General features: G+C 55.2%; 25 protein-coding genes. 24 read left to right on the forward strand and 1 reads right to left on the reverse strand.

Annotation, left to right across the window (positions count from 1 at the left end):
• Window positions 1-114: 114 nt before the first annotated feature.
• The 10 genes from miaB to rihA all read left to right on the forward strand — a co-directional run bounded on the left by miaB (window position 115) and on the right by rihA (window position 10385).
• Complete coding sequence (gene miaB, locus ACHH0Z_RS05405) at window positions 115-1539, forward strand: tRNA (N6-isopentenyl adenosine(37)-C2)-methylthiotransferase MiaB (RefSeq protein ID WP_395149501.1); 1425 nt, start codon at window positions 115-117, stop codon at window positions 1537-1539.
• Window positions 1540-1702: 163 nt separating this feature from the next.
• Window positions 1703-2749, forward strand: coding sequence for a PhoH family protein (locus ACHH0Z_RS05410; RefSeq protein ID WP_395149502.1), 1047 nt, complete (start codon window positions 1703-1705; stop codon window positions 2747-2749).
• Window positions 2746-3213 carry an rRNA maturation RNase YbeY gene (gene ybeY / locus ACHH0Z_RS05415; RefSeq protein WP_008501052.1) on the forward strand — a complete coding sequence of 156 codons (468 nt, stop codon included), beginning with the start codon at window positions 2746-2748 and terminating at the stop codon, window positions 3211-3213. Before ACHH0Z_RS05410 ends, ybeY begins: the two co-directional genes overlap by 4 nt.
• Before the next feature lie 89 nt (window positions 3214-3302).
• Complete coding sequence (gene corC, locus ACHH0Z_RS05420; RefSeq protein WP_021242574.1) at window positions 3303-4181, forward strand: CNNM family magnesium/cobalt transport protein CorC; 879 nt, start codon at window positions 3303-3305, stop codon at window positions 4179-4181.
• A gap of 5 nt (window positions 4182-4186) precedes the next feature.
• Window positions 4187-5725, forward strand: coding sequence for an apolipoprotein N-acyltransferase (gene lnt, locus ACHH0Z_RS05425; protein WP_045407797.1), 1539 nt, complete (start codon window positions 4187-4189; stop codon window positions 5723-5725).
• Between the two features lie 400 nt (window positions 5726-6125).
• Complete coding sequence (locus ACHH0Z_RS05430) at window positions 6126-7031, forward strand: amino acid ABC transporter substrate-binding protein (protein ID WP_008501049.1); 906 nt, start codon at window positions 6126-6128, stop codon at window positions 7029-7031.
• A 155-nt stretch (window positions 7032-7186) separates the two neighbouring features.
• Window positions 7187-7927, forward strand: a complete 741-nt coding sequence (gene gltJ / locus ACHH0Z_RS05435; protein ID WP_008501048.1) for a glutamate/aspartate ABC transporter permease GltJ — start codon at window positions 7187-7189, stop codon at window positions 7925-7927.
• Window positions 7927-8604 (forward strand): glutamate/aspartate ABC transporter permease GltK, encoded by a 678-nt coding sequence (gene gltK / locus ACHH0Z_RS05440; RefSeq protein ID WP_008501047.1) that lies wholly within the window; start codon window positions 7927-7929, stop codon window positions 8602-8604. The genes gltJ and gltK overlap by 1 nt, the downstream gene beginning before the upstream one ends.
• Window positions 8601-9326, forward strand: a complete 726-nt coding sequence (locus ACHH0Z_RS05445) for an amino acid ABC transporter ATP-binding protein (protein ID WP_014883001.1) — start codon at window positions 8601-8603, stop codon at window positions 9324-9326. Before gltK ends, ACHH0Z_RS05445 begins: the two co-directional genes overlap by 4 nt.
• Before the next feature lie 120 nt (window positions 9327-9446).
• Complete coding sequence (gene rihA / locus ACHH0Z_RS05450; protein WP_008501045.1) at window positions 9447-10385, forward strand: pyrimidine-specific ribonucleoside hydrolase RihA; 939 nt, start codon at window positions 9447-9449, stop codon at window positions 10383-10385.
• A gap of 64 nt (window positions 10386-10449) precedes the next feature.
• Here the strand turns inward: rihA and ACHH0Z_RS05455 are convergent, their stop codons facing one another.
• Entirely contained in the window at window positions 10450-10932 is a 483-nt protein-coding gene (locus ACHH0Z_RS05455) for a zinc ribbon-containing protein (RefSeq protein ID WP_023617134.1), read from the reverse strand.
• Between the two features lie 214 nt (window positions 10933-11146).
• On the opposite strand from ACHH0Z_RS05455, the gene leuS reads away from it, so the two are divergent.
• The 14 genes from leuS (at window position 11147) to lipA (ending at window position 26109) form a co-directional block, all read left to right on the forward strand.
• Complete coding sequence (gene leuS, locus ACHH0Z_RS05460) at window positions 11147-13729, forward strand: leucine--tRNA ligase (RefSeq protein WP_021242577.1); 2583 nt, start codon at window positions 11147-11149, stop codon at window positions 13727-13729.
• A gap of 14 nt (window positions 13730-13743) precedes the next feature.
• A complete protein-coding gene (lptE, locus tag ACHH0Z_RS05465; protein ID WP_045407800.1) occupies window positions 13744-14313 on the forward strand; it encodes an LPS assembly lipoprotein LptE in 570 nt (189 codons plus the stop codon).
• Complete coding sequence (gene holA, locus ACHH0Z_RS05470) at window positions 14313-15344, forward strand: DNA polymerase III subunit delta (RefSeq protein ID WP_023617131.1); 1032 nt, start codon at window positions 14313-14315, stop codon at window positions 15342-15344. Before lptE ends, holA begins: the two co-directional genes overlap by 1 nt.
• Complete coding sequence (nadD, locus tag ACHH0Z_RS05475; RefSeq protein ID WP_032622886.1) at window positions 15337-16002, forward strand: nicotinate-nucleotide adenylyltransferase; 666 nt, start codon at window positions 15337-15339, stop codon at window positions 16000-16002. The genes holA and nadD overlap by 8 nt, the downstream gene beginning before the upstream one ends.
• A gap of 269 nt (window positions 16003-16271) precedes the next feature.
• Window positions 16272-16589: a ribosome silencing factor gene (gene rsfS / locus ACHH0Z_RS05480; RefSeq protein WP_003858696.1), complete on the forward strand. Its 318-nt coding sequence runs from the start codon at window positions 16272-16274 to the stop codon at window positions 16587-16589.
• Window positions 16590-16592: 3 nt separating this feature from the next.
• Window positions 16593-17060, forward strand: coding sequence for a 23S rRNA (pseudouridine(1915)-N(3))-methyltransferase RlmH (gene rlmH / locus ACHH0Z_RS05485; RefSeq protein ID WP_003858701.1), 468 nt, complete (start codon window positions 16593-16595; stop codon window positions 17058-17060).
• A 28-nt stretch (window positions 17061-17088) separates the two neighbouring features.
• On the forward strand, window positions 17089-18990 hold the full coding sequence (gene mrdA / locus ACHH0Z_RS05490) for a peptidoglycan DD-transpeptidase MrdA (RefSeq protein WP_023293034.1): 1902 nt from the start codon (window positions 17089-17091) through the stop codon (window positions 18988-18990).
• A gap of 2 nt (window positions 18991-18992) precedes the next feature.
• Window positions 18993-20105, forward strand: a complete 1113-nt coding sequence (mrdB, locus tag ACHH0Z_RS05495) for a peptidoglycan glycosyltransferase MrdB (RefSeq protein WP_008501037.1) — start codon at window positions 18993-18995, stop codon at window positions 20103-20105.
• A 16-nt stretch (window positions 20106-20121) separates the two neighbouring features.
• The gene (gene rlpA, locus ACHH0Z_RS05500; protein WP_045407803.1) at window positions 20122-21234 is read left to right on the forward strand and encodes an endolytic peptidoglycan transglycosylase RlpA; all 1113 of its coding nucleotides are present in this window, start codon (window positions 20122-20124) and stop codon (window positions 21232-21234) included.
• Window positions 21235-21373: 139 nt separating this feature from the next.
• Window positions 21374-22585, forward strand: coding sequence for a D-alanyl-D-alanine carboxypeptidase DacA (dacA, locus tag ACHH0Z_RS05505; RefSeq protein ID WP_008501035.1), 1212 nt, complete (start codon window positions 21374-21376; stop codon window positions 22583-22585).
• A gap of 106 nt (window positions 22586-22691) precedes the next feature.
• Complete coding sequence (ybeD, locus tag ACHH0Z_RS05510) at window positions 22692-22955, forward strand: DUF493 family protein YbeD (RefSeq protein WP_003858718.1); 264 nt, start codon at window positions 22692-22694, stop codon at window positions 22953-22955.
• 94 nt (window positions 22956-23049) lie between these two features.
• The gene (gene lipB, locus ACHH0Z_RS05515) at window positions 23050-23691 is read left to right on the forward strand and encodes a lipoyl(octanoyl) transferase LipB (RefSeq protein ID WP_008501034.1); all 642 of its coding nucleotides are present in this window, start codon (window positions 23050-23052) and stop codon (window positions 23689-23691) included.
• A gap of 291 nt (window positions 23692-23982) precedes the next feature.
• Entirely contained in the window at window positions 23983-24936 is a 954-nt protein-coding gene (locus tag ACHH0Z_RS05520) for a YbeF family transcriptional regulator (protein WP_021242582.1), read from the forward strand.
• Window positions 24937-25143: 207 nt separating this feature from the next.
• Window positions 25144-26109: a lipoyl synthase gene (gene lipA / locus ACHH0Z_RS05525; RefSeq protein WP_045407806.1), complete on the forward strand. Its 966-nt coding sequence runs from the start codon at window positions 25144-25146 to the stop codon at window positions 26107-26109.
• Window positions 26110-26142: the final 33 nt, after the last annotated feature.

The following is a 26142-nucleotide window of genomic DNA, read 5'->3' on the forward strand; positions in this document are numbered from 1 at the left end:
AATCCCTTAAGTTTACCGGATTTTTGCGGTCCTGAGACACATAACCTTCATACTGGTCACAACCCCACCAAAGCATTACAATACGCGGCTTGCAATCCTGAGCTGAGCAAGTCGATGACTAAAAAACTCCATATAAAAACCTGGGGCTGTCAGATGAACGAATACGATTCATCCAAGATGGCCGATCTGCTGGATACCACCCACGGATACCAGCTGACTGAAAATGCGAAAGAAGCCGATGTGCTGCTGCTGAACACCTGTTCAATTCGTGAAAAAGCGCAGGAAAAAGTCTTTCATGTGTTAGGCCGCTGGAAACTTCTCAAACGAAAAAATCCGGACCTGATCATCGGCGTGGGCGGCTGCGTCGCGTCGCAGGAAGGCAAGCTGATCCGCCAGAGAGCCCCGTATGTGGACATCGTCTTTGGCCCTCAGACCCTGCACCGTCTGCCTGAGATGATCAATCAGGTTCGTGGCAACCGTAGCCCGGTCGTTGACGTCAGCTTCCCGGAAATCGAAAAATTTGACCGTCTGCCGGAGCCGCGAGCCGATGGCCCGACCGCCTTCGTCTCCATCATGGAAGGCTGCAACAAATACTGCACGTACTGCGTGGTGCCGTACACCCGTGGTGAAGAGGTCAGCCGCCCGGCAGATGACATTCTGTTTGAAATCGCGCAGCTTGCCGCGCAGGGTGTGCGCGAAGTGAACCTGCTGGGCCAGAACGTTAACGCCTGGCGCGGTGAGAACTACGACGGCACGACCGGCAGCTTTGCTGAGCTGCTGCGTCTGGTGGCCGCGATTGACGGCATCGACCGCATTCGCTTTACCACCAGCCATCCGATGGAATTTACCGATGACATCATTGACGTTTATCGCGATACGCCAGAGCTGGTGAGCTTCCTGCACCTGCCGATTCAGTGTGGCTCTGACCGCGTGCTGAACCTGATGGGCCACCCCCATACGGTGCTGGAGTACAAATCCACCATCCGCAAGCTGCGTGAAGCACGTCCGGATATCCAGATTAGCTCCGACTTTATCGTCGGCTTCCCTGGCGAAACCGCAGAAGACTTCGAGCGCACCATGAAGCTCATCGGCGAAGTGAACTTTGACGTCAGCTACAGCTTCATCTTCTCTGCGCGTCCAGGAACACCGGCGGCCGATATGGTTGACGATGTACCGGAAGAAGAGAAAAAGCAGCGCCTGTATATTCTGCAGGAGCGCATCAACCAGCAGGCTAACGCCTGGAGCCGCCGCATGCTCGGTACCGTACAGCGCATTCTGGTGGAAGGCACTTCCCGCAAGAGCATTATGGAACTCTCTGGTCGTACGGAAAATAACCGCGTGGTGAACTTTGAAGGCACCCCGGATATGATCGGTAAGTTTGTGGACGTCGAGATTGTCGAAGTGCTGACCAACTCGCTGCGCGCGAAAGTGGTCCGCACCGAAGACGAAATGGGCCTGCGTATCGCAGAGTCACCGGAATCCGTGATCTCGCGTACCCGCAAAGAAAACGATTCTGGCGTTGGGATTTACCAGCCATAATCCTTCAGGCCTGCCGCTTTGGCAGGCCTTGTATTTCCTCTCATCGCCCCCAATATCTTCCGCAACGCTTGCGCCTTTATTCTGTGGCGTGAATAATTTCGGTAATGACCGTTTTATTGCGCCGTGTGGCAGCGGGTCAGTTAATCAATCAAAGAGGAACAGTTTGAACATAGATACGCGTGAAATTAGCCTTGAGCCAGCAGACAACGCTCGCCTGCTGAGCCTGTGCGGGCCGTTTGATGACAACATCAAACAACTGGAGCGACGTCTGGGTATCGAAATCAATCGTCGCGATAATCATTTCAAACTCACCGGACGCCCTATCTGCGTCAACGCCGCTGCGGACATTCTGCGTAGCCTGTATGTCGACACCTCCCCCATGCGCGGCGAAATTCAGGATATCGAACCGGAGCAGATTCACCTCGCCATTAAAGAGGCGCGCGTGCTTGAGCAGAGCGCGGAGAGCGTGCCGGACTATGGCAAGGCAATCAACATTAAGACCAAGCGTGGCATCATTAAGCCGCGTACGCCAAACCAGGCGCAGTATATCGCCAATATTCTCGACCACGACATCACCTTCGGCGTGGGGCCGGCGGGTACGGGTAAAACCTATCTGGCCGTTGCCGCGGCGGCCGATGCGCTGGAGCGTCAGGAAATCCGGCGTATCCTGCTGACCCGCCCTGCCGTTGAAGCCGGTGAAAAACTGGGCTTCCTGCCTGGCGATCTGAGCCAGAAGGTCGACCCGTATCTCCGTCCTTTATACGATGCGCTGTTCGAAATGCTGGGCTTTGAGAAGGTCGAGAAGCTCATTGAGCGTAACGTGATCGAAGTGGCCCCGCTCGCCTATATGCGCGGCCGTACGCTGAACGATGCGTTCATCATTCTCGATGAGAGCCAGAACACCACCATCGAACAGATGAAAATGTTCCTGACACGTATTGGCTTTAACTCGAAAGCGGTGATTACCGGCGACGTCACGCAGATCGATCTGCCGCGCAGCACCAAATCGGGCCTGCGCCACGCCATCGAAGTGCTGGCCGAGGTCGATGAAATCAGCTTTAACTTCTTCCACAGTGAAGACGTGGTACGCCACCCGGTGGTCGCGCGTATCGTTAACGCTTATGAAGCCTGGGAAGAGGCAGATCAGAAGCGTAAGGCCGAACTGGCCGCAGAACGTAAGCGCGAAGCGCAGGAGCAAGAACAGAAATGAGTCAGGTGATCCTCGATTTACAGCTGGCCTGTGAAGACAATTCCGGCATGCCAGATGAGGCACAGTTTCAGAAATGGCTGGATGCCGTTATCCCGCAGTTTCAGGAAGAATCAGAAGTCACGATTCGCCTGGTGGATGAAGCAGAAAGCCATGAGCTTAACCTGACCTATCGCGGGAAAGATAAGCCGACCAACGTGCTCTCTTTCCCGTTCGAAGCCCCGCCGGGCATCGAGATGCCGCTGTTGGGCGATCTGATCATCTGCCGCCAGGTGGTTGAACAGGAAGCCAAAGAGCAGCAGAAACCTCTTGAAGCCCACTGGGCGCACATGGTGGTACACGGCAGCCTGCATCTGCTCGGCTACGATCATATTGAAGACGACGAAGCGGAAGAGATGGAGTCCCTCGAGACAGAGATAATGCTTGCTCTGGGCTATGAGGATCCGTACATTGCCGAGAAAGAATAGTCAGTCACCGGACTGACTCCCCTGCCGCCACGAAAGGACATCGCGTGGCGGTAAACATTGAACTAACAAGAGAACCCTTAACAAACGCCATGAGCGACGACAATTCACACAGTAGCGACACGACAACCAGTAAAAAGGGATTTTTCTCCCTCATTCTGAACCAGCTTTTCCACGGCGAACCGAAAAACCGTGATGAACTGCTGGAGCTGATTCGTGATTCCGGGCAAAACGACCTTATCGACGAAGATACGCGCGAAATGCTCGAAGGGGTTATGGACATCGCCGACCAGCGCGTTCGCGATATCATGATTCCCCGCTCGCAGATGATCACCCTGAAACGTAACCAGACGCTGGACGAGTGTCTCGATGTCATCATCGAATCCGCCCACTCGCGTTTCCCGGTCATCAGCGAAGACAAAGATCACATCGAAGGGATTTTGATGGCGAAAGATCTGCTGCCGTTTATGCGCAGCGATGCCGAAGCCTTCAGCATGGAAAAAGTGTTACGCCAGGCCGTGGTTGTGCCGGAAAGTAAACGTGTGGATCGGATGCTGAAAGAGTTTCGCTCTCAGCGTTACCACATGGCGATTGTTATTGATGAATTTGGTGGCGTCTCCGGTCTGGTCACGATCGAGGATATCCTTGAGCTGATCGTGGGCGAAATCGAAGATGAGTATGACGAAGAAGAGGATATCGACTTCCGTCAGCTCAGCCGCCACACCTGGACCGTGCGGGCGCTGGCCTCCATTGAGGACTTCAACGACGCCTTCGGGACCCACTTCAGCGATGAAGAGGTCGATACCATTGGCGGGCTGGTGATGCAGGCCTTTGGCCACCTCCCGGCGCGCGGAGAGACCGTTGACATCGACGGTTACCAGTTCAAAGTAGCCATGGCCGACAGCCGACGTATTATACAGGTTCACGTCAGAACGCCGGACGACTCACCGGTGCCAAAACTGGAAGATTAATGTAAATGGCATTTGCCCCATTGCTTGAACGCCAGCGCGTCCGTTTGCTGCTGGCGCTGTTACTCGGAGCCAGCGGTACGCTGGCTTTTTCTCCTTACGACATCTGGCCTGCGGCCATTCTCTCCCTGATGGGGCTTCAGGGTTTGACCCTGAATCGTCGTCCGGTGCAGGCTGCCGCTATCGGCTACTTCTGGGGACTGGGGCTGTTTGGCTCAGGGATTAACTGGGTCTACGTCAGCATCGCCCAGTTTGGCGGTATGCCGGGCCCGGTAAACGTCTTCCTGGTGGTACTGCTCGCCGCGTATCTCTCGCTCTATACCGGTCTGTTCGCCGGCATCCTTTCTCGCCTGTGGCCCAAAACCACCTGGCTGCGCGTTGCCATTGCCGCGCCGGTGGTCTGGCAGATCACCGAATTCCTGCGCGGCTGGGTGCTGACCGGCTTCCCGTGGCTGCAGTTCGGCTACAGTCAGATTGACGGCCCGCTGAAAGGCCTGGCGCCGGTCATGGGCGTTGAGGCCATTAACTTCCTGCTGATGGTCGTTAGCGGCCTGCTGGTATTAGCGCTGGTTTCACGATGCTGGAAACCGCTGGCTGTGGCGCTGGTGCTGTTCGCCCTGCCCTTCCCGCTGCGCTATATCCAGTGGTTCACGCCGGAGCCCGCGCGCGCCATGCAGGTCTCCATGGTGCAGGGGAATATCCCGCAGTCGATGAAGTGGGACGAGAAAGAGCTGCTGAATACGCTGAAGATCTACGCCAACGCCACCGAAGAGGTGATGGGTAAATCGCAGCTGATTATCTGGCCGGAGTCTGCTATTCCCGATCTGGAGATCAACCAGCAGCCGTTCCTCAACATGATGAACGACCTGCTGCTCTCGCGTGGCAGTACGCTGATAACCGGGATTGTCGATGCGCGTCTGAATCAGCTGAACCGCTACGACACCTACAACACCATCATTACGCTCGGCAAAGACAGCGAATACAGCTACCACTCCACCGATCGGTATAACAAGAACCACCTGGTGCCGTTTGGTGAATTTGTGCCGCTGGAGTCAATTCTTCGCCCGCTGGCCCCGTTCTTCGATCTGCCGATGTCCTCCTTCAGCCGCGGACCGTACGTTCAGCCTCAGCTGCACGCGCACGGCGCAGCCCTGACGGCGGCCATCTGCTACGAAATCATTCTCGGCGAGCAGGTGCGCGACAACTTCCGCCCGGATACGGACTATCTGCTGACCATCTCTAACGATGCCTGGTTTGGTAAATCAATCGGCCCGTGGCAGCACTTCCAGATGGCACGCATGCGCTCCCTGGAGCTGGCCCGTCCGCTGCTGCGCAGCACCAACAACGGCATCACCGCCGTGATTGGTCCGCAGGGTGAAATCCAGGCCATGATCCCGCAGTTCACCCGAGAAGTGCTGACCACCAACGTCACTCCTACCACCGGGCTGACGCCGTACGCCCGCACCGGCAACTGGCCGCTGTGGATCCTGACCGCGCTGTTCGGCTTTGGCGCGGTGCTGATGAGCCTGCGCCAGCGTCGTCGATAATCCCTCCTCTTCCTGCCGGGTGGCGCTGACGCTTACCCGGCCTACTGTTTCGCTTTTGTAGGTCGGGTAAGCGTCAGCGCCACCCGACAATTCCCTCCGGACTTCAATTCTGGCACGCCTATTGCTTTGTTTATTCAGGTAAACGCAGTTTGGCTTACTGTGCAACCTTGTCGCACCAGCGTAGATCATCGGTAGCACCGAAACGGTGCAACGGGAGATATTTGCCTCTGAATGGTGCGGCGTGCTTCGCAAAAATAAACAATAACGCAGCAAAATCTTTACATTAAGCCAGACTAAATGTTAACAAGCTTGCATAACACTGCACTCGCATTGCGCGAGATATAACAACATCACAATGGGTATCAATGCGTCGCTGGCGCTGATAAAAAAGGAGTTGGGTATGCAATTACGTAAACTGGCCACAGCAATGCTGGTTATGGGGATGTCCGCAGGCGTGGTTCACGCTGAAGACGCTCCGGCAGCAGGCAGCACTCTCGACAAGATTGCCAAAAACGGCGTTATCGTGGTCGGCCACCGTGAGTCTTCTGTCCCGTTCTCTTACTACGACAACACGCAAAAAGTCGTGGGCTATTCACAGGATTACTCCAACGCCATCGTTGAAGCTGTGAAGAAAAAGCTGAACAAACCTGACCTGCAGGTGAAGCTGATCCCCATCACTTCACAGAACCGTATTCCGCTGCTGCAAAACGGCACCTTTGACTTCGAGTGTGGCTCCACCACCAACAACCTCGAGCGTCAGAAGCAGGCTGCCTTCTCCGACACCATCTTTGTTGTGGGCACCCGCCTGCTGACGAAGAAAGGCGGTGAGATCAAAGACTTCGCTGACCTGAAAGGGAAAGCGGTCGTTGTCACCTCCGGGACCACGTCTGAAGTGCTGCTGCACAAGCTGAACGACGAGAAGAAAATGGATATGCGCATCATCAGCGCGAAAGACCATGGCGACTCCTTCCGTACCCTGGAAAGCGGTCGTGCCGTCGCGTTTATGATGGACGACGCCCTGCTGGCAGGCGAGCGTGCGAAAGCGAAGAAACCAGACAACTGGGATATCGTCGGTACCGCGCAGTCCAAAGAAGCCTACGGCTGTATGCTGCGTAAAGACGATCCGCAGTTCAAAAAGCTGATCGATGACACCATCGCCCAGGTGCAGACCTCAGGCGAAGCGGAAAAATGGTTCGACAAATGGTTCAAGAACCCGATTCCACCAAAAAACCTGAACATGAATTTTGAACTGTCAGACGACATGAAAGCGCTGTTCAAATCTCCAAATGACAAGGCTCTTAACTAATTAGAACAACAGGGGCGGGATCTCCTGCCCTCTCGATTGTCGGGAAGCATGGACAGACTATACGTTGAGTGGTCGTTCCCCACGCAGCGCGAAAAATGAGCTTCTCACCAATCTTCGAGGGTAGCGCTGCTACCCTTTTTTTTCTGGAGTTTATTATGTCAATCGACTGGAACTGGGGCATATTCCTGCAACAAGCCCCGTTCGGCAACACCACCTATCTTGGCTGGCTGTGGAGCGGCTTTCAGGTCACCGTGGCATTATCGATAACGGCGTGGATCATCGCGTTTCTTGTCGGTTCTCTGTTCGGTATTCTGCGCACCGTCCCTAACCGTTTTCTTTCAACACTCGGCACCCTGTACGTGGAACTGTTCCGTAACGTTCCGCTGATCGTGCAGTTCTTTACCTGGTATCTGGTTATCCCGGAACTGCTGCCGGAAAATATTGGCATGTGGTTCAAGTCGGAACTGGATCCGAATGTGCAGTTCTTTGTCTCCTCCATGATGTGTCTGGGGCTGTTTACCGCTGCGCGCGTTTGCGAGCAGGTGCGTGCCGCCATTCAGTCATTACCCCGCGGACAAAAAAATGCGGGTCTGGCGATGGGGTTAACCCTGCCACAGACCTACCGCTACGTGCTGCTGCCTAACGCCTACCGCGTCATCGTTCCGCCGATGACCTCCGAGATGATGAACCTGGTGAAAAACTCGGCCATCGCCTCGACCATCGGCCTGGTCGATATGGCCGCGCAGGCGGGCAAGCTGCTGGATTACTCCGCTCACGCGTGGGAATCCTTCACCGCGATCACGCTCGCCTACGTTCTGATTAACGCTTTCATCATGCTGGTGATGAACCTGGTTGAACGCAAAATTCGCCTGCCGGGCAACATGGGGGGCAAATAATGTACGAATTTGACTGGAGTTCTATCGTTCCATCCATGCCTTACCTGCTTGATGGACTGATGATTACCTTAAAAATCACCGTCATTGCCATTATCGTCGGTATCGTCTGGGGCACCCTGCTGGCCGTCATGCGCCTGTCGAGCTTTAAGCCGCTCGCCTGGTTTGCGACCGCCTACGTTAACGTGTTCCGTTCCATCCCGCTGGTAATGGTGCTGCTGTGGTTTTACCTGATCGTGCCCGGCTTCCTGCAAAACGTGCTGGGGCTGTCGCCAAAAACCGATATCCGTCTGATCTCGGCGATGGTGGCGTTCTCAATGTTTGAGGCCGCTTACTACTCGGAGATTATCCGTGCAGGCATTCAGAGTATCTCCCGCGGGCAATCCAGCGCCGCGCTGGCGCTGGGGATGACGCACTGGCAGTCCATGCAGCTCATTATTCTGCCGCAGGCGTTTCGCGCCATGGTTCCGCTCCTGCTGACCCAGGGAATTGTGCTGTTCCAGGATACGTCCCTGGTCTACGTGCTGAGCCTGGCAGACTTCTTCCGTACCGCGTCCACCATCGGTGAGCGTGATGGTACGCAGGTTGAGATGGTGCTCTTTGCGGGAGCGGTCTATTTTGTGATTAGTTTAAGCGCGTCGCTGTTGGTCAGCTGGCTGAAGAAAAGGACGGTACAATGATTTCCCTGAAAAATGTTTCTAAATGGTATGGGCACTTTCAGGTGCTGACCGACTGCTCCACCGAAGTGAAAAAAGGCGACGTGGTAGTGGTGTGCGGACCGTCCGGTTCCGGTAAATCGACGCTGATCAAAACCGTTAACGGACTGGAGCCGGTCCAGCAGGGTGAGATCGTCGTCAACGGCACCAAAGTCAACGACAAGAAAACCAATCTTGCCCAGCTTCGCTCTCACGTTGGCATGGTGTTCCAGCATTTTGAGCTTTTCCCTCACCTCTCCATTATTGAGAACCTGACCCTGGCCCAGGTGAAAGTGCTCAAGCGTGATAAAAAAGCGTCGCGCGAGAAAGGCCTGAAGCTCCTGGAACGCGTTGGCCTCTCTGCGCATGCCGATAAGTTCCCGGCGCAGCTATCCGGCGGCCAACAGCAGCGTGTGGCGATCGCCCGTGCGCTGTGCATGGATCCGGTTGCCATGCTGTTTGATGAGCCAACGTCGGCGCTCGATCCGGAGATGATCAACGAAGTGCTGGACGTAATGGTCGAGCTGGCGCACGAAGGGATGACCATGATGGTGGTGACCCACGAAATGGGCTTTGCCCGCAAGGTGGCCAACCGCGTGATCTTCATGGATGAAGGGAAAATTGTCGAAGATTCCCCGAAAGAGGAGTTCTTCGCCAACCCGAAATCCGAACGTGCGAAAGATTTCCTCGCCAAAATCCTGCACTAACCTTCTCAGTGCGCAATCTGCGGATTGCGCACTGCCTCACGCTTTCGCTCACTTCTTCTCGTCGGTGCCCCATTGCAGCGTTAACCTTGTCACAAAATAACGCTATGAATGGAGAACGCTATGGCACAACCTATAATTTTCGATTGCGACCCGGGTCATGATGACGCGATCGCGCTCGTCCTTGCACTTGCCTCCCCCGAGCTCGACGTCAAAGCCGTCACCTCTTCTGCCGGAAACCAGACGCCGGATAAAACCCTGCGTAACGTTTTGCGCATGCTGACGCTGCTCAAGCGCACGGATATTCCTGTCGCCGGCGGCGCCCTCAAGCCCCTGATGCGTGAATTAATTATTGCGGATAACGTGCATGGCGAAAGCGGGCTGGACGGTCCGGCGCTGCCGGAACCTGGCTTCACGCCGCAAAGCTGCACCGCCGTGGAGCTGATGGCAAAGGTGCTGCGCGAGAGCGCGGAACCCGTCACCCTGGTGGCAACGGGACCGCAAACCAACGTCGCGCTGCTGCTGAACAGCCATCCTGAACTGCACAGCAAAATCGCTCGTATCGTCATCATGGGCGGGGCTATGGGCCTGGGAAACTGGACGCCTTCCGCAGAGTTCAACATTTTTGTCGATCCGGAAGCAGCGGAAATCGTCTTCCAGTCGGGCCTGCCAGTTGTGATGGCAGGGCTGGATGTGACGCATCGCGCGCAGATTATGGCAGACGACATTGAGCGCTTCCGCTCCGTGGGCAATCCGGTCGCGACAACCGTGGCTGAGCTGCTCGACTTCTTTATGGAGTATCACAAAGCCGAGAAATGGGGATTCCACGGTGCGCCGCTGCACGATCCGTGCACCATTGCCTGGCTGTTAAAACCGGAGATGTTTACCACCGTCCACAGGTGGGTTGGCGTCGAAACGCAGGGGAAATACACCCAGGGGATGACGGTGGTGGACTACTACTCGCTGACGGGGAATAAACCGAATACCACGGTGATGGTGGATATTGACCGTGAGGCGTTTGTGGATTTGCTGGCGGAGAGACTGGCTTACTATAGTGCGTAGTGCGGCCTGATGCCCTCACCCCGGCCCTCTCCCACGGGGAGAGGGCGCAAACCTGCGCTTTTACCTAGGGCTCAAACGGCCGACGCTGGAACTGATCGTGGCCGCATTTCGGACACAGCGACAGGACCTCCGGCGTATACACCGCAATATGATGGTGGCAATTCTCGCACACCAGATTTCCCAGCCCGACCACTTCACCGCTGTGGTACACACCGTGGTGGTTTAAATCCTGAAAGACTTCACGCCACTCCAGCTGCGTTTTATCGGTGATATCGGCCAGCTCCTGCCACAGGCTCTCTTTGATCACCCGCATGAAAACGCTGTCCGTGACCTCCTCCTGGCTCTCCTGGTAGCTGCGCGCGAATTCTTCCAGATCGCGACGCACGGCGCGGGTCACCTCTTCCACTTCGGTTCGCGTTAACTCACCCGTTTGCGACACGCGGGCACGCGCCTGCTCCACCAGCGCGTCGATATCACGCTCGCCGTTACGCAGCCGTTCTGTCAGTGTCGCCACCAGTTCGCGGTAAAATTGAGCAACCTTGTTCATCATTTTGCCTCCCGGGTCAGTAACTATTTCTAATAATAGACCTTATTTCAGCGCCGCTTTGTCAGGTGAAGCACAGACCCGGTAAATTCCTGCAAAGCGCATTTGTGCGAAAGGCTGTTTTGACGCGGGCGTTTGGGCTATGCTATGCGGATCTGAATTACCACATCCATTGGCTACATTTGTAGCTGTATTGAACACAGGACCACTGGCTGCCATGCAAGAGCAATACCGCCCGGAAGAGATAGAATCAAAAGTCCAGCAACACTGGGACGAGAAGCGCACCTTTGAAGTAACCGAAGACGAGAGCAAAGAGAAGTATTACTGCCTGTCGATGCTTCCCTATCCTTCTGGTCGACTACACATGGGCCACGTGCGTAACTACACCATCGGTGATGTGATTGCGCGCTACCAGCGCATGCTGGGCAAAAACGTTCTGCAACCCATCGGTTGGGATGCGTTCGGTCTGCCTGCGGAAGGCGCGGCGGTCAAAAATAATACGGCGCCGGCACCGTGGACGTACGACAACATCGCGTACATGAAAAACCAGCTCAAAATGCTGGGCTTTGGCTATGACTGGAGCCGCGAGCTGGCAACCTGTACCCCGGAATATTACCGCTGGGAACAGAAATTCTTCACCGAGCTGTACAAAAAAGGCCTGGTGTACAAGAAGACCTCTGCCGTTAACTGGTGCCCGAATGACCAGACCGTTCTCGCGAACGAACAGGTTATCGATGGCTGCTGCTGGCGCTGTGATACTAAAGTAGAGCGTAAAGAGATCCCGCAGTGGTTTATTAAAATCACCGCTTACGCTGATGAGCTGCTGAACGATCTGGATAATCTGGACCACTGGCCAGATACCGTTAAGACCATGCAGCGCAACTGGATCGGCCGTTCTGAAGGCGTGGAAATTACCTTCAACGTTGAGAACTACGACCAGACCCTGACCGTCTACACCACCCGTCCGGACACCTTCATGGGCGCGACCTACCTGGCCGTGGCCGCAGGTCACCCGCTGGCGCAGAAAGCGGCAGAAAACAATCCGGAACTGGCTACCTTCATCGACGAGTGCCGCAACACGAAAGTGGCAGAAGCCGATATGGCAACGATGGAGAAAAAAGGGGTTGATACCGGCTTTAAAGCCATTCACCCGCTGACTGGCGAAGCGATCCCTGTCTGGGCCGCCAACTTCGTACTGATGGAATACGGCACAGGCGCCGTGATGGCTGTTCCAGGTCACGACCAGCGCGACTATGAATTTGCCACTAAATATGGCCTGACCATCAAGCCTGTTATTCTGACGGCTGACGGTTCTGAACCAGACCTGTCCGAACAAGCGCTGACCGAAAAAGGGACCTTGTTCAACTCCGGCGAGTTCAACGGTCTGAGCTTCGAAGAGGGCTTCAACGCTATCGCCGACAAGCTGGCCTCCCTTGGCGTGGGCGAGCGTAAAGTTAACTTCCGTCTGCGCGACTGGGGCGTTTCCCGTCAGCGTTACTGGGGTGCGCCAATTCCAATGGTGACGCTGGAAGATGGCACCGTGATGCCAACGCCGGAAGATCAGCTGCCGGTGATCCTGCCGGAAGACGTGGTCATGGACGGTATCACCAGCCCGATCAAAGCCGATCCTGAGTGGGCAAAAACCACCGTCAACGGTCAGCCCGCGCTGCGCGAAACCGACACCTTTGACACCTTTATGGAGTCGTCCTGGTACTATGCTCGCTACACCTGTCCGCAGTATCAGGACGGCATGCTGGATTCCAAAGCAGCGAACTACTGGCTGCCGGTAGATATCTACATCGGTGGTATCGAACACGCCATCATGCACCTGCTCTACTTCCGCTTCTTCCACAAGCTGATGCGCGATGCGGGCATGGTGAACTCTGACGAACCTGCAAAACAGCTGCTGTGCCAGGGCATGGTGCTGGCGGATGCCTTCTATTACGTCGGGGCGAACGGCGAGCGTAACTGGGTATCTCCGGTTGACGCGATCGTTGAGCGCGACGAGAAGGGCCGTATCGTGAAGGCGAAAGACGCTGAAGGTCACGAGCTGGTCTACACCGGCATGAGCAAAATGTCCAAGTCGAAAAACAACGGTATCGACCCGCAGGTGATGGTTGAGCGTTATGGTGCGGATACCGTGCGTCTGTTCATGATGTTTGCCTCTCCGGCAGACATGACGCTGGAATGGCAGGAGTCTGGCGTGGAAGGCGCAAACCGCTTCCTGAAACGCGTCTGGAAGCTGGTTTACGAGCACACCTCACTGGGCGATGCCCCGGCGCTGAACGCTGCTGCCCTGACTGAAGATCAGCAGGCGCTGCGTCGTGATGTTCATAAAACCATTGCAAAAGTGACCGATGATATTGGTCGTCGTCAGACCTTCAATACCGCAATTGCGGCTATTATGGAACTGATGAACAAGCTGGCGAAAGCCCCGCAGGACGGCGAGCAGGATCGTGCCTTAATGCGTGAAGCGCTGCTGGCCGTCGTTCGCATGCTGAACCCGTTCACGCCGCACGTTAGCTTTACCCTGTGGCAGGAGCTGAAAGGCGAAGGCGATATCGACAACGCGCCGTGGCCGCAGGCTGACGAAGCCGCGATGGTGGAAAACACCACGCTGGTCGTGGTCCAGGTGAACGGTAAAGTCCGCGGTAAAATTACCGTGGCGGTCGATGCAACCGAAGAACAGGTTCGCGAGCGCGCGGGCCAGGAACCACTGGTCGCTAAATATCTTGAGGGCGTTACCGTACGTAAAGTGATCTACGTACCTGGTAAACTGCTGAATCTGGTCGTTGGCTAAGCGCGGGAGGAAACGTGCGACAACTGGCAACAATACTCTTATCTCTGGCGGTGCTTGTCACCGCTGGCTGCGGCTGGCACCTGCGCAATACCACGGCGGTGCCTGCTCAGATGAAAACCATGATCTTTGATTCCGGAGATCCGAACGGTCCACTCAGCCGGGCAATTCGCAATCAGCTGCGTCTGAACGGCGTTGAGCTTGTTGAGAAACAGACGCTGCGTCAGGATGTACCGTCTCTGCGTGTGACAGGAAGTGGTCTGTCGAGAGACACTGCGTCTATCTTCCAGGATGGCCGTACCGCAGAGTATCAAATGGTGTTGACGGTCAACGCGGCAGTCCTGATCCCGGGTAAAGATATCTATCCGATCACCACGAAAGTGTACCGTTCGTTCTTCGATAACCCGCAGACGGCGCTGGCAAAAGATGCCGAACAGCAGATTATCATCAACGAAATGTATGACAAGGCGGCGGAACAGCTGATCCGTAAACTGCCAAGTATTGCAGCGTCAACCAAACAAGGATCTGACATTGTTGATAAACCGGTTGATGGCACGCTTCCTGCTGCTAACTCTCTGGGTAAATGATGATCAGGCTGTATCCTGAACAACTCCGCGCGCAGCTCAATGAAGGGCTGCGCGCGGCGTATCTGCTTCTTGGAAACGATCCGTTATTACTTCAGGAAAGCCTGGATGCCGTGCGGCATGCCGCCGCCGCGCAGGGCTTTGATGAACACCACACCGTCCAGCTGGATAACAATACCGACTGGAACGCCCTCTTCTCGCTTTGTCAGGCGATGAGCCTGTTCGCATCGCGCCAGACGATTCAGATCCTGCTGCCGGAAAACGGGCCTAACGCGGCGATGAACGAGCAGCTCGCTACGCTGGTCAGCCTCTTACACAGCGATCTGATCCTGATTGTGCGTGGCAACAAGCTGACCAAAGCGCAGGAAAACGCGGCATGGTTTACCCAACTCGCGCCCCACGCGGTGCTGGTCACCTGTCAGACGCCTGAGCAGGCGCATCTGCCTAAATGGGTCGCCGCGAGAGCGAAGCAGCACAACCTTCAGCTGGATGACGCGGCGAACCAGCTGCTCTGCTACTGCTATGAAGGTAACCTGCTGGCCCTGGCGCAGGCGCTGGACAGACTCTCCCTGCTCTGGCCGGACGGCAAGCTGACCTTGCCGCGCGTCGAGCAGGCCGTTAACGACGCGGCGCACTTCACGCCGTTCCACTGGGTGGACGCGCTGCTGTCGGCAAAAAGTAAACGCGCCCTGCATATTCTGCAGCAGCTGCGCCTCGAAGGCAGCGAACCGGTTATTCTGCTGCGAACCCTGCAGCGCGAACTGCTGCTGCTGATTACGCTCAAGCGTCAGTCTGCCCATACGCCTTTGCGTTCGCTGTTTGATAAACACCGGGTGTGGCAAAATCGCCGGGCTTTGACTTCCGAGGCCGTCAACCGCCTGAGTCATGAACAGCTTCGCCAGGCGGTACAGCTTCTGATGCGCGCCGAGCTTACGCTAAAGCAAGATTACGGCCAGTCGGTCTGGGCGGAGCTGGAAAGCCTTTCCCTGCTGCTCTGCCACAAGGCGCTGGCAGACGTTTTTATTGATGGATAGTATGCACTCTTTACAGGCCCTGTATGGCGGCACCTTCGACCCGGTACACTACGGGCATCTGAAGCCGGTTGAAATTCTGGCGAATCTGATCGGCCTTCAGCGCGTCACCATCATGCCCAATAATGTCCCGCCCCATCGTCCACAGCCTGAGGCGACCAGCGAGCAGCGAAAAGAGATGCTTGCCCTGGCCATCGCAGATAAGCCGCTCTTCCGGCTTGACGAGCGTGAGCTGCGTCGCGACACCCCCTCCTGGACCTCACAGACGCTTCAGGAGTGGCGCACAGAACAAGGTCCAGACCAGCCGCTGGCTTTTATCATCGGACAGGACTCCCTGCTGAACTTCCCCACATGGCATAAATATGAAACCATCCTGGAGAACAGCCACCTGCTCGTCTGCCGCCGTCCTGGCTATCCGCTGACCATGCGCGAAGCGCAGTACCAGCAGTGGCTGGAAGATCATCTCACCGCCAATGTTGAAGATCTTCACACTCAGCCTGCCGGGAAGATTTATCTGGCCGAAACGCCGTGGTTCGATATCTCTGCAACCCTCATTCGCGAGCGCTTACAGCAGGGTTTAGCGTGTGACGATCTGCTCCCCGCACCGGTGCTGGCCTATATCCATACGCATGGTTTGTATCAGAAAAGCGCAGATGAATAGCCGGAGGGCATAAAAAGCGGCTTATTGTTTATCCTGCCTTGACAGGGTAAGCCATACTGTTATTCTCCGCTGCCAGACTTTCCCGCCGATGATTGCTTTACAGAAATTGTTTTACAAAAATGGCGATGCAATCTCAGGCAGAGGGTGGGATGATACCCGCCTTCAAAAGCCCGACCGGAGACTTTTGTCCCGATACAGGCATGAGTTCAGGTATACTGTCTGGCTACGAATTCAACGTTTTACAATCTCATTCACCCCAGGGGGAAAACTTGCAGGGTAAAGCACTCCAGGATTTTGTTATTGACAAAATTGATGACCTGAAAGGTCAGGACATCATCGCTATCGACGTTAAGGGTAAATCCAGTATTACCGACTGCATGATCATCTGCACCGGTACGTCCACACGTCATGTTGTTTCAATTGCCGATCACGTGGTACAGGAATCACGTGCTGCAGGGCTGTTGCCGCTCGGCGTTGAAGGTGAAGCGACGGCTGACTGGGTGGTTGTCGATCTCGGCGATGTGATTGTCCACGTCATGCAGGAAGAGAGCCGTCGCCTGTATGAGCTGGAAAAACTCTGGGGTTAATGCGTGAAGTTGCAGCTGGTCGCCGTCGGCACCAAAATGCCGGACTGGGTACAAACCGGTTTTACTGAATATCTGCGTCGTTTTCCAAAAGACATGCCGTTCGAACTGGTGGAAATCCCCGCCGGTAAGCGCGGCAAGAACGCCGATATCAAACGTATTCTCGATAAAGAGGGCGAACTGATGCTGGCTGCCGCTGGCAAAAACCGCATCGTCACCCTCGATATTCCAGGAAAACCCTGGGATACGCCGCAGCTGGCGCACGAACTGGAGCGCTGGAAGCAGGATGGCCGTGACGTCAGTCTGTTGATTGGCGGACCCGAAGGGTTATCCCCTGCCTGCAAAGCGGCAGCAGAACAAAGTTGGTCCCTCTCCGCGCTGACGCTTCCCCACCCGCTCGTTCGGGTACTGGTGGCAGAAAGCCTGTATCGCGCGTGGAGCATTACTACCAACCACCCCTATCACCGCGAGTAATGACTGACCAGGGTAGATTAAGCAGCGGATGAAACTACAGAATTCTTTTCGCGACTATACGGCTGAGTCCGCGCTGTTTGTGCGCCGGGCGCTGGTCGCCTTCACCGGGATTTTGCTGCTTACCGGCGTGCTGATCGCCAACCTTTATAATCTGCAAATTGTCCGTTTTACCGACTACCAGACGCGTTCCAACGAAAACCGTATCAAGCTGGTGCCTATCGCGCCCAGCCGCGGCATTATTTACGATCGCAACGGCACCCCGCTGGCGTTAAACCGCACCATCTATCAAATCGAGATGATGCCGGAAAAAGTCGATAATGTTCAGGATACGCTGGAAGCGCTGAAAAGCGTTGTCGACCTTAACGACGACGATATCGCCGCCTTCAAAAAAGAGCGCGCCCGCTCTCACCGTTTCACCTCCATCCCGGTTAAAACCAACCTGACGGAAGTCCAGGTGGCCCGCTTTGCGGTAAACCAGTACCGTTTCCCCGGCGTGGAAGTAAAGGGCTACAAGCGTCGCTACTACCCCTACGGCTCCGCGCTGACGCATGTGATTGGCTACGTCTCCAAGATTAACGACAAAGACGTCGACCGCCTCGATAAAGACGGCAAGCTGGCGAACTACGCCGCAACGCACGACATCGGTAAGCTCGGTATTGAACGCTACTACGAAGATGTCCTGCACGGGCAAACCGGCTATGAAGAGGTTGAGGTTAACAACCGTGGCCGCGTGATTCGCCAGCTTAAAGAAGTGCCGCCTCAGGCGGGGCATGACGTCTATCTGACCCTCGACCTTAAGCTACAGCAGTATATTGAAACCCTGCTGGCGGGCAGCCGCGCAGCCGTTGTGGTCACCGATCCCCGCACCGGCGGCATCCTGGCGATGGTGTCTATGCCAAGCTATGACCCGAACCTGTTTGTTGACGGCATTTCCAGTAAAGACTACTCCGGTCTGCTGAATGACCCCAACACGCCGCTGGTGAACCGCGCGACGCAAGGGGTTTACCCGCCGGCATCCACGGTTAAACCGTACGTGGCGGTCTCTGCACTGAGTGCTGGCGTCATCAACCGCAATACCAGCCTGTTTGACCCGGGCTGGTGGCAGTTGCCCGGTTCAGAAAAGCGCTATCGCGACTGGAAAAAATGGGGCCACGGTCATCTGAACGTCACCAAATCGCTGGAGGAGTCTGCGGATACCTTCTTCTATCAGGTGGCGTATGACATGGGGATCGACCGCCTGTCTGAGTGGATGAGCAAATTCGGCTACGGACACTACACCGGCGTTGACCTTGCGGAAGAACGCTCCGGCAACATGCCGACGCGCGAATGGAAGCTGAAGCGCTTTAAAAAACCGTGGTATCAGGGCGACACCATTCCGGTGGGTATCGGTCAGGGTTACTGGACGGCAACGCCGCTTCAGATGAACAAAGCCATGATGATCCTCATCAATGACGGCGTGGTGAAAGTGCCTCACCTGCTGCAGAGTACGGTTGAAGACGGCAAAAAAGTGCCGTGGAACCAGCCGCACGAAGCGCCGGTGGGTGACATTCATTCCGGCTTCTGGGAAATCGCGAAAGACGGTATGTACGGCGTGGCAAACCGCCCCAACGGTACCGCCCACAAGTATTTCGCCGGTACGCCGTACAAAGTGGCGGCAAAGTCCGGTACTGCGCAGGTCTTTGGTCTGAAAGCCAACGAAACCTATAACGCGCACCGCATTGCCGAACGTCTGCGTGACCACAAGCTGATGACGGCGTTTGCCCCTTATGACAACCCGCAGGTCGCGGTGGCGATGATTCTGGAGAACGGCGGTGCCGGGCCTGCAGTAGGGACCATCATGCGCCAGATCCTTGACCACATTATGCTGGGTGATAACAACACCGAACTGCCGGCTGAAAACCCGGCCGCCGCTGCGGCGGAGGACCAATAATCATGACGGATAATCCAAATAAAAAATCGCTGTGGGACAAAATCCACATCGACCCAGCCATGCTGCTGATCCTGCTGGCTCTGCTGGTTTACAGCGCGCTGGTTATCTGGAGCGCCAGCGGCCAGGACATCGGGATGATGGAGCGCAAAATCGGCCAGATCGCCATGGGCCTGATTATTATGGTGGTGATGGCGCAGATCCCGCCGCGCGTCTACGAAGGCTGGGCGCCCTACCTCTACATCTTCTGTATTATTTTGCTGGTTGCGGTAGATGCCTTTGGGGCCATTTCAAAAGGGGCGCAACGCTGGCTGGATTTGGGCATTGTCCGCTTTCAGCCTTCGGAAATTGCCAAAATCGCCGTGCCCTTAATGGTGGCACGCTTTATCAACCGCGACGTCTGCCCGCCGTCGCTGAAGAATACCGCTATCGCGCTGGTGCTGATTTTCCTGCCAACGCTGCTGGTTGCGGCACAGCCTGACCTGGGTACCTCTATCCTCATCGCCCTCTCCGGCCTGTTTGTCCTGTTCCTGTCGGGCCTGAGCTGGCGCCTGATTGGTATCGCGGTAGTGCTGATTGCGGCGTTCATCCCTATTCTCTGGTTCTTCCTGATGCACGATTACCAGCGCCAGCGCGTCATGATGCTACTCGATCCGGAAACCGATCCGCTGGGCGCGGGCTATCATATTATTCAGTCCAAGATTGCGATTGGCTCCGGCGGCCTGCGCGGTAAAGGCTGGCTGCACGGCACGCAGTCGCAGCTGGAATTTTTACCGGAACGCCACACCGACTTTATCTTTGCCGTCCTGGCGGAAGAGCTGGGGCTGGTGGGCATCTTAATACTCCTGGCCCTATACGTTCTGCTGATCATGCGGGGATTGTGGATTGCAGCACGCGCGCAAACGACCTTTGGTCGCGTCATGGCTGGCGGGTTGATGCTGATTTTATTCGTTTATGTCTTCGTAAATATTGGTATGGTGAGTGGTATTCTGCCGGTGGTAGGCGTACCGCTGCCGCTGGTGAGTTACGGAGGCTCGGCACTGATCGTGTTGATGGCCGGGTTTGGTATCGTGATGTCGATCCATACCCACAGAAAAATGTTGTCAAAAAGCGTATAAAAATAAGGGGATCGGAATGCGTAAGCAGTGGCTGGGGATCTGCATTGCGGCAAGTTTACTTGCGGCCTGTACTAGTGATGATGGTCAGCAACAGGCAACCGTCGCGCCGCCGCAGCCTGCGGTGTGTAATGGCCCGATCGTAGAAATCAGCGGTGCCGATCCCGTTTATGAACCGCTGAATGCCAGTGCCAATCAGGATTACGAGCGCGACGGCAAAAGCTATAAAATTGTTCAGGATCCTTCCCGTTTCAGCCAGGCGGGCTTTGCCGCCATTTATGATGCCGAGCCTGGCAGTAACCTGACGGCCTCCGGAGAGACGTTCGACCCCATGCAGCTGACGGCGGCACATCCGACGCTGCCGATCCCGAGCTATGCTCGTATCACCAACCTGGCAAACGGCCGCATGATCGTCGTGCGTATCAACGACCGCGGCCCGTACGGTAATGACCGGGTGATCTCCCTGTCGCGCGCGTCTGCCGATCGCCTGAATACCTCGAACAACACCAAAGTCCGTATTGACCCAATTATCGTGGCGCAGGATGGCTCCCTCTCCGGGCCGGGTACCGCGTGTACGACGGTGGCGAAACAGACCTATGCCCTGCCCGACCGCCCCAATCTTGACGGGGGAATGGGCAGCGTCTCTTCTCCGGCCGAGCCTGCTCAGCCGGGGGGTGAAATACGCCCAATCAGCAACGACACGCTGCAAAGCGACGATTCAACGGGCGCACCGGTAAAGAGCAGCGGCTTTCTTGGCGCACCGACGACCTTAGCCTCGGGCGTGCTGGAAGGCAGTGAGCCTACCCCAGCCCCCGCTCCCGTTGCTGCACCAGCGCCCCAGTCGGCTCCCGTAACGGCGCCCGCGGCCACGCAAAGTGCTGCGGTGGCGGCTCAAACAGCGGCCAGCGGCAGCTATGTGGTTCAGGTCGGTGCTGTGAGCGATCAGGCCCGGGCTAAACAGTATCAGCAGCGTCTGAGCCAGCAGTTTGGCGTACCAGGACGCGTTGAGCAGAACGGTGCGGTCTGGCGCATTCAGATGGGCCCGTTTGCCAGCAAATCGCAGGCAGCTTCCCTGCAGCAGCGTCTGCAGAATGAAGCTCAGCTTCAGTCATTTATCGCTGTTGCGAAATAATTAACCGGCGGTATCCGAATTGTCAGTTTGTGTAAAACACATTCACAAACTCATGCTTAAAGTCGGATGCCTGCCTGAATAGCATTTGCTATAGTAAGGCACTTTTTTTAATTCCATCACGGATGTCGTAGTTCTGACCATGAAGACCACTTTTTCTGCTCGTTTTGTGCAGCGCATGGCGCTGACCACGGCCCTTTGCGCGGCTGCGCTCTCTGCAGCTCACGCCGATGACCTGAATATCAAGACCATGATCCCTGGCGTTCCGCAAATCGACGCGGAATCCTACATCCTGATCGATTACAACTCTGGCAAAGTGCTGGCAGAACAGAATGCCGATGCCCGCCGTGACCCGGCCAGCCTGACCAAAATGATGACCAGCTACGTTATCGGCCAGGCGATGAAGGCAGGTAAATTCAAAGAAACGGATCTGGTCACCATCGGTAACGATGCGTGGGCAACCGGGAACCCGGTCTTTAAGGGTTCCTCTCTGATGTTCCTGAAACCGGGTATGCAGGTTCCTGTTTCCCAGCTGATTCGCGGTATCAACCTGCAGTCGGGTAACGATGCCTGCGTAGCGATGGCCGATTTCGCCGCCGGTAGTCAGGATGCCTTCGTAGGCCTGATGAACAGCTACGTGAACGCGCTGGGTCTGAAAAACAGCCATTTCCAGACCGTACATGGCCTGGACGCAGACGGTCAGTACAGCTCGGCACGTGACATGGCGTTGATTGGTCAGGCGCTGATCCGCGATGTTCCTAATGAGTACTCTATCTATAAAGAGAAAGAGTTCACCTTCAACGGTATCCGTCAGACCAACCGTAACGGCCTGCTGTGGGATAACAGCCTGAACGTTGACGGCATCAAAACCGGTCACACCGACAAAGCGGGCTACAACCTGGTCGCCTCCGCCACTGAAGGCCAGATGCGTCTGATCTCTGCCGTGATGGGTGGCCGCACCTTTAAAGGCCGTGAAACAGAAAGCAAGAAGCTGCTGACCTGGGGCTTCCGTTTCTTCGAAACCGTGAATCCACTGAAAGCAGGCAAAGAGTTTGCGTCTGAACCCGTCTGGTTCGGTGACAACGACCGTGCTTCTCTCGGCGTTGATAAAGACCTCTACCTGACCATTCCGCGCGGTCGTATGAAAGATCTGAAAGCCAGCTACGTCCTGAACAGCACCGAGCTGCACGCCCCGCTGCAGAAAAATCAGGTTGTGGGCACGATCAACTTCCAGCTGGATGGCAAAACGATCGATCAGCGCCCGCTGGTGGTCCTGCAAGAAATTCCTGAAGGCAATTTCTTCGGCAAAATCATTGATTATATTAAATTGATGTTCCACCACTGGTTTGGTTAAAAATCGAACACTTGAAAGTGTGATTTTGATCCCCATATACTAAGTATCCTGATAACTCCCACCTGACGTGGGAGTTATTATTTTTTGACGTTACGCCGGAGCTGACATGAAAACCAAACTTAACGAACTGCTTGAATTCCCTACCCCATTTACCTACAAAGTAATGGGTCTGGCGAAACCTGAGCTGGTTGATCAGGTGGTTGAAGTGGTACAGCGCCATGCGCCGGGTGACTACTCTCCGTCAGTAAAACCAAGCAGCAAGGGCAACTACCACTCGGTTTCTATTACCATCACTGCGACACACATTGAGCAGGTTGAGACGCTGTACGAAGAACTCGGCAATATCGAAATCGTTCGTATGGTGCTGTAGTCCCTTTGCGGTTACCCGGTTTGCCGGGTAACCCCTCTCCCCGCTGTGATATACTCCCGCATACCTTTTGTCCCTCGTCTTCGGAGACGCAGTTTTGTATCAGGATAAAATTCTGGTCCGTCACCTCGGGCTGCAACCTTACGAGCCTGTCTCCCAGGCTATGCATGACTTCACCGATTCACGCGATGACACTACCCCCGATGAGATCTGGCTGGTCGAACACCTGCCGGTCTTTACGCAGGGTCAGGCGGGAAAAGCAGAACATTTATTAATGACGGGCGATATTCCGGTTATCCAGAGCGATCGCGGCGGTCAGGTCACGTACCATGGCCCCGGGCAGCAGGTAATGTACGTCCTGCTCAATCTGAAGCGCAGAAAGCTCGGCGTGCGTGAACTGGTTACCTTACTGGAACAGACAGTCGTCAATACGCTGGCGGAATACGGGATTGACGCGCATCCGCGGGCCGATGCGCCTGGGGTCTACGTTGGGGAAATGAAGATCTGCTCTCTGGGGCTGCGTATTCGTAAAGGCTGCTCATTCCATGGCCTGGCCTTGAATATTAATATGGATCTCGCGCCTTTCCAGCGCATAAACCCCTGCGGCTACGCCGGCATGGAAATGACGCAAATGCGCCAGTGGGTAGAAACCGCTACGCCAGACACGATTCGTCCCGTGCTTTTGAAGAACGTGTTAGCACTACTTAACAATCCCCCGCACGAATATATCCCTGCTTAATATATCGTACAACAGGGCTCGCTAATTTGACGGGCCACTGTCTATTTACCGTTTTTGCACTTTACAATAATCCATAGATTCTATATTTTCGAAGCGCCCGAATATTACCGCTACATATTATTTAGCCTCCAGCATGCACGGCAAACACGGCATAAGTAACGTGAGCAATTATCACACAAGTGTTTGCTTTTGATAAACAAATGAAACAAAACCAACACTTTACGAATCTCTACAAGCATAATAAATAAATTCAACTATCATTCATATTGTGAATGTATACGGAGTGAAAGCGTGGAGTATAATAATTTACCAGCCAAACGACTGAATGAACCTGGTGGCGAAGACAAGCCGCAAATTTTTCGGACTTTACGTAATATTGATCTCAATTTACTGACTATTTTTGAGGCAGTATATGTCCATAAGGGTATCGTTAACGCTGCGAAAATTCTTAATCTCACGCCATCTGCAATAAGCCAGTCCATCCAAAAGCTACGCGCTATATTTCCTGACCCGTTATTTATTCGTAAGGGCCAGGGGGTAACGCCGACGGCCTACGCCACACATCTTCATGAGTACATCAGCCAGGGGCTGGAGTCGATTCTGGGCGCGCTGGATTTAACCGGGAGCTACGATAAGCAGAGAACCATCACCATCGGCTGTTCCCCTTCGGTGGGTGTGCTGGTCATGCCTGCGATCTTCCAGGCCGTAAAAGAGCATGCTCCGCAGCTCCTGCTTCGCAATGTGCCTCTCCATGAACCTGACGTTCAGCTTGCCCAGTTCCAGACGGACCTGATTATTGAAAGCGGCAGCTTCAGTGCCAGAGCGCTGGGGCAAAATGTGCTCTATGCGGATAACCTGGTGCTGGTTTGCCGTCAGCAGCATCCTGCCCTCAGCGAGCCGCTGACCATCGAAAACCTGCGCAACTATGACCACTCGTCTTTCATGACCGAAGGGCAGTCCAACCATGGCCTTCGTCAGCGTATTGATGAAATTTTCCCGGAACGTCAGATCAGCTTCAGCAGTTACAATATGTTCACCACTGCATCCCTGATAGGCAGCAGCGATATGCTGTGCATCATGCCATCGCGCCTGTACAGCCTGCTCCGGAAATGCTGGCCGCTGGACAGTATCCCCCTCAGCCAGCTTAATGCGGAATCTATTGAAATTTCACTGCATTACAACAAGCTGAGCTTGCGCGATCCGGTTCTGGAAAACGTCATCCGCATTATCCGTCAGGCCTTCTGACAGGTTGAGCCAGCATAAGCCCCTGCGACAGGCAGGGCAAAAGGCACAAAACAACAACTATTTTACAAATTGGCGATCTGGCAGGCTGCTTTAACGACCGTTTCAATGATATACTGCCTGTCGTTCGTTCAAAAATAGTTGATAAATACAACATTCCCTTGAATTGAAACGCTTTCCTTCGATATTCGCAACTGGAACACGCACGCTATGAGTAAACCCATTGTGATGGAACGCGGTGTTAAATACCGCGATGCCGATAAAATGGCCCTTATCCCGGTTAAAAACGTGGCTACAGAGCGCGAGGCGCTGTTAAGAAAACCGGAATGGATGAAAATCAAACTTCCGGCCGACTCTTCGCGTATCCAGGGGATCAAAGCGGCGATGCGCAAGAATGGCCTTCACTCCGTTTGTGAAGAAGCCTCTTGTCCGAACCTTGCTGAATGTTTCAATCACGGTACCGCGACGTTTATGATTCTGGGTGCTATCTGTACCCGCCGCTGCCCGTTCTGCGATGTTGCTCATGGCCGTCCGGTCGCGCCTGATGCTAACGAACCCCAGAAGCTGGCGCAGACCATCGCCGACATGGCGCTGCGTTACGTGGTTATCACGTCCGTTGACCGTGACGATCTGCGCGACGGCGGAGCACAGCACTTCGCTGACTGTATTACGGCCATTCGCGAGAAAAGCCCAAACATCAAAATCGAGACGCTGGTGCCAGACTTCCGCGGCCGTATGGACCGTGCGCTGGATATCCTGACCGCGACGCCGCCAGATGTGTTTAACCACAACCTGGAAAACGTACCGCGTCTCTATCGTCAGGTCCGCCCGGGCGCTGACTATAACTGGTCTCTGAAACTGCTGGAACGCTTCAAAGAAGCGCATCCGCATATTCCGACCAAATCAGGTCTGATGGTAGGTCTGGGTGAAACTAACGATGAAATCATCGAGGTGATGCGCGATCTTCGCCGCCACGGTGTAACCATGCTGACTCTGGGCCAGTATCTGCAGCCAAGCCGTCACCACCTGCCGGTACAGCGCTACGTGAGCCCGGACGAGTTTGATGAAATGAAGGCCGAAGCGCTGGCGATGGGCTTTACTCACGCCGCATGCGGCCCGTTTATTCGCTCCTCCTACCATGCAGATATGCAGGCAAAAGGCGAAGAAGTTAAATAGTGCTGTAATATTCATTTACAGTAATACAAAAAA

It is taken from the genome of Enterobacter cloacae complex sp. 2024EL-00227 (genome assembly GCF_043945315.1).
Taxonomy (GTDB): domain Bacteria; phylum Pseudomonadota; class Gammaproteobacteria; order Enterobacterales; family Enterobacteriaceae; genus Enterobacter; species Enterobacter roggenkampii.

Coding starts and splice junctions, on each gene's coding strand:
- corC (WP_021242574.1), top strand. CDS start 3,303: ATGAGCGACGACAATTCACACAGTAGCGACACGACAACCAGTAAAAAG.
- mrdA (WP_023293034.1), top strand. CDS start 17,089: ATGAAACTACAGAATTCTTTTCGCGACTATACGGCTGAGTCCGCGCTG.
- ybeD (WP_003858718.1), top strand. CDS start 22,692: ATGAAAACCAAACTTAACGAACTGCTTGAATTCCCTACCCCATTTACC.
- ACHH0Z_RS05430 (WP_008501049.1), top strand. CDS start 6,126: ATGCAATTACGTAAACTGGCCACAGCAATGCTGGTTATGGGGATGTCC.
- mrdB (WP_008501037.1), top strand. CDS start 18,993: ATGACGGATAATCCAAATAAAAAATCGCTGTGGGACAAAATCCACATC.
- gltJ (WP_008501048.1), top strand. CDS start 7,187: ATGTCAATCGACTGGAACTGGGGCATATTCCTGCAACAAGCCCCGTTC.
- rlpA (WP_045407803.1), top strand. CDS start 20,122: ATGCGTAAGCAGTGGCTGGGGATCTGCATTGCGGCAAGTTTACTTGCG.
- holA (WP_023617131.1), top strand. CDS start 14,313: ATGATCAGGCTGTATCCTGAACAACTCCGCGCGCAGCTCAATGAAGGG.
- ybeY (WP_008501052.1), top strand. CDS start 2,746: ATGAGTCAGGTGATCCTCGATTTACAGCTGGCCTGTGAAGACAATTCC.
- lnt (WP_045407797.1), top strand. CDS start 4,187: ATGGCATTTGCCCCATTGCTTGAACGCCAGCGCGTCCGTTTGCTGCTG.
- dacA (WP_008501035.1), top strand. CDS start 21,374: ATGAAGACCACTTTTTCTGCTCGTTTTGTGCAGCGCATGGCGCTGACC.
- miaB (WP_395149501.1), top strand. CDS start 115: ATGACTAAAAAACTCCATATAAAAACCTGGGGCTGTCAGATGAACGAA.
- ACHH0Z_RS05445 (WP_014883001.1), top strand. CDS start 8,601: ATGATTTCCCTGAAAAATGTTTCTAAATGGTATGGGCACTTTCAGGTG.
- nadD (WP_032622886.1), top strand. CDS start 15,337: ATGGATAGTATGCACTCTTTACAGGCCCTGTATGGCGGCACCTTCGAC.
- ACHH0Z_RS05455 (WP_023617134.1), bottom strand. CDS start 10,932: ATGAACAAGGTTGCTCAATTTTACCGCGAACTGGTGGCGACACTGACA.
- leuS (WP_021242577.1), top strand. CDS start 11,147: ATGCAAGAGCAATACCGCCCGGAAGAGATAGAATCAAAAGTCCAGCAA.
- rihA (WP_008501045.1), top strand. CDS start 9,447: ATGGCACAACCTATAATTTTCGATTGCGACCCGGGTCATGATGACGCG.
- gltK (WP_008501047.1), top strand. CDS start 7,927: ATGTACGAATTTGACTGGAGTTCTATCGTTCCATCCATGCCTTACCTG.
- lipA (WP_045407806.1), top strand. CDS start 25,144: ATGAGTAAACCCATTGTGATGGAACGCGGTGTTAAATACCGCGATGCC.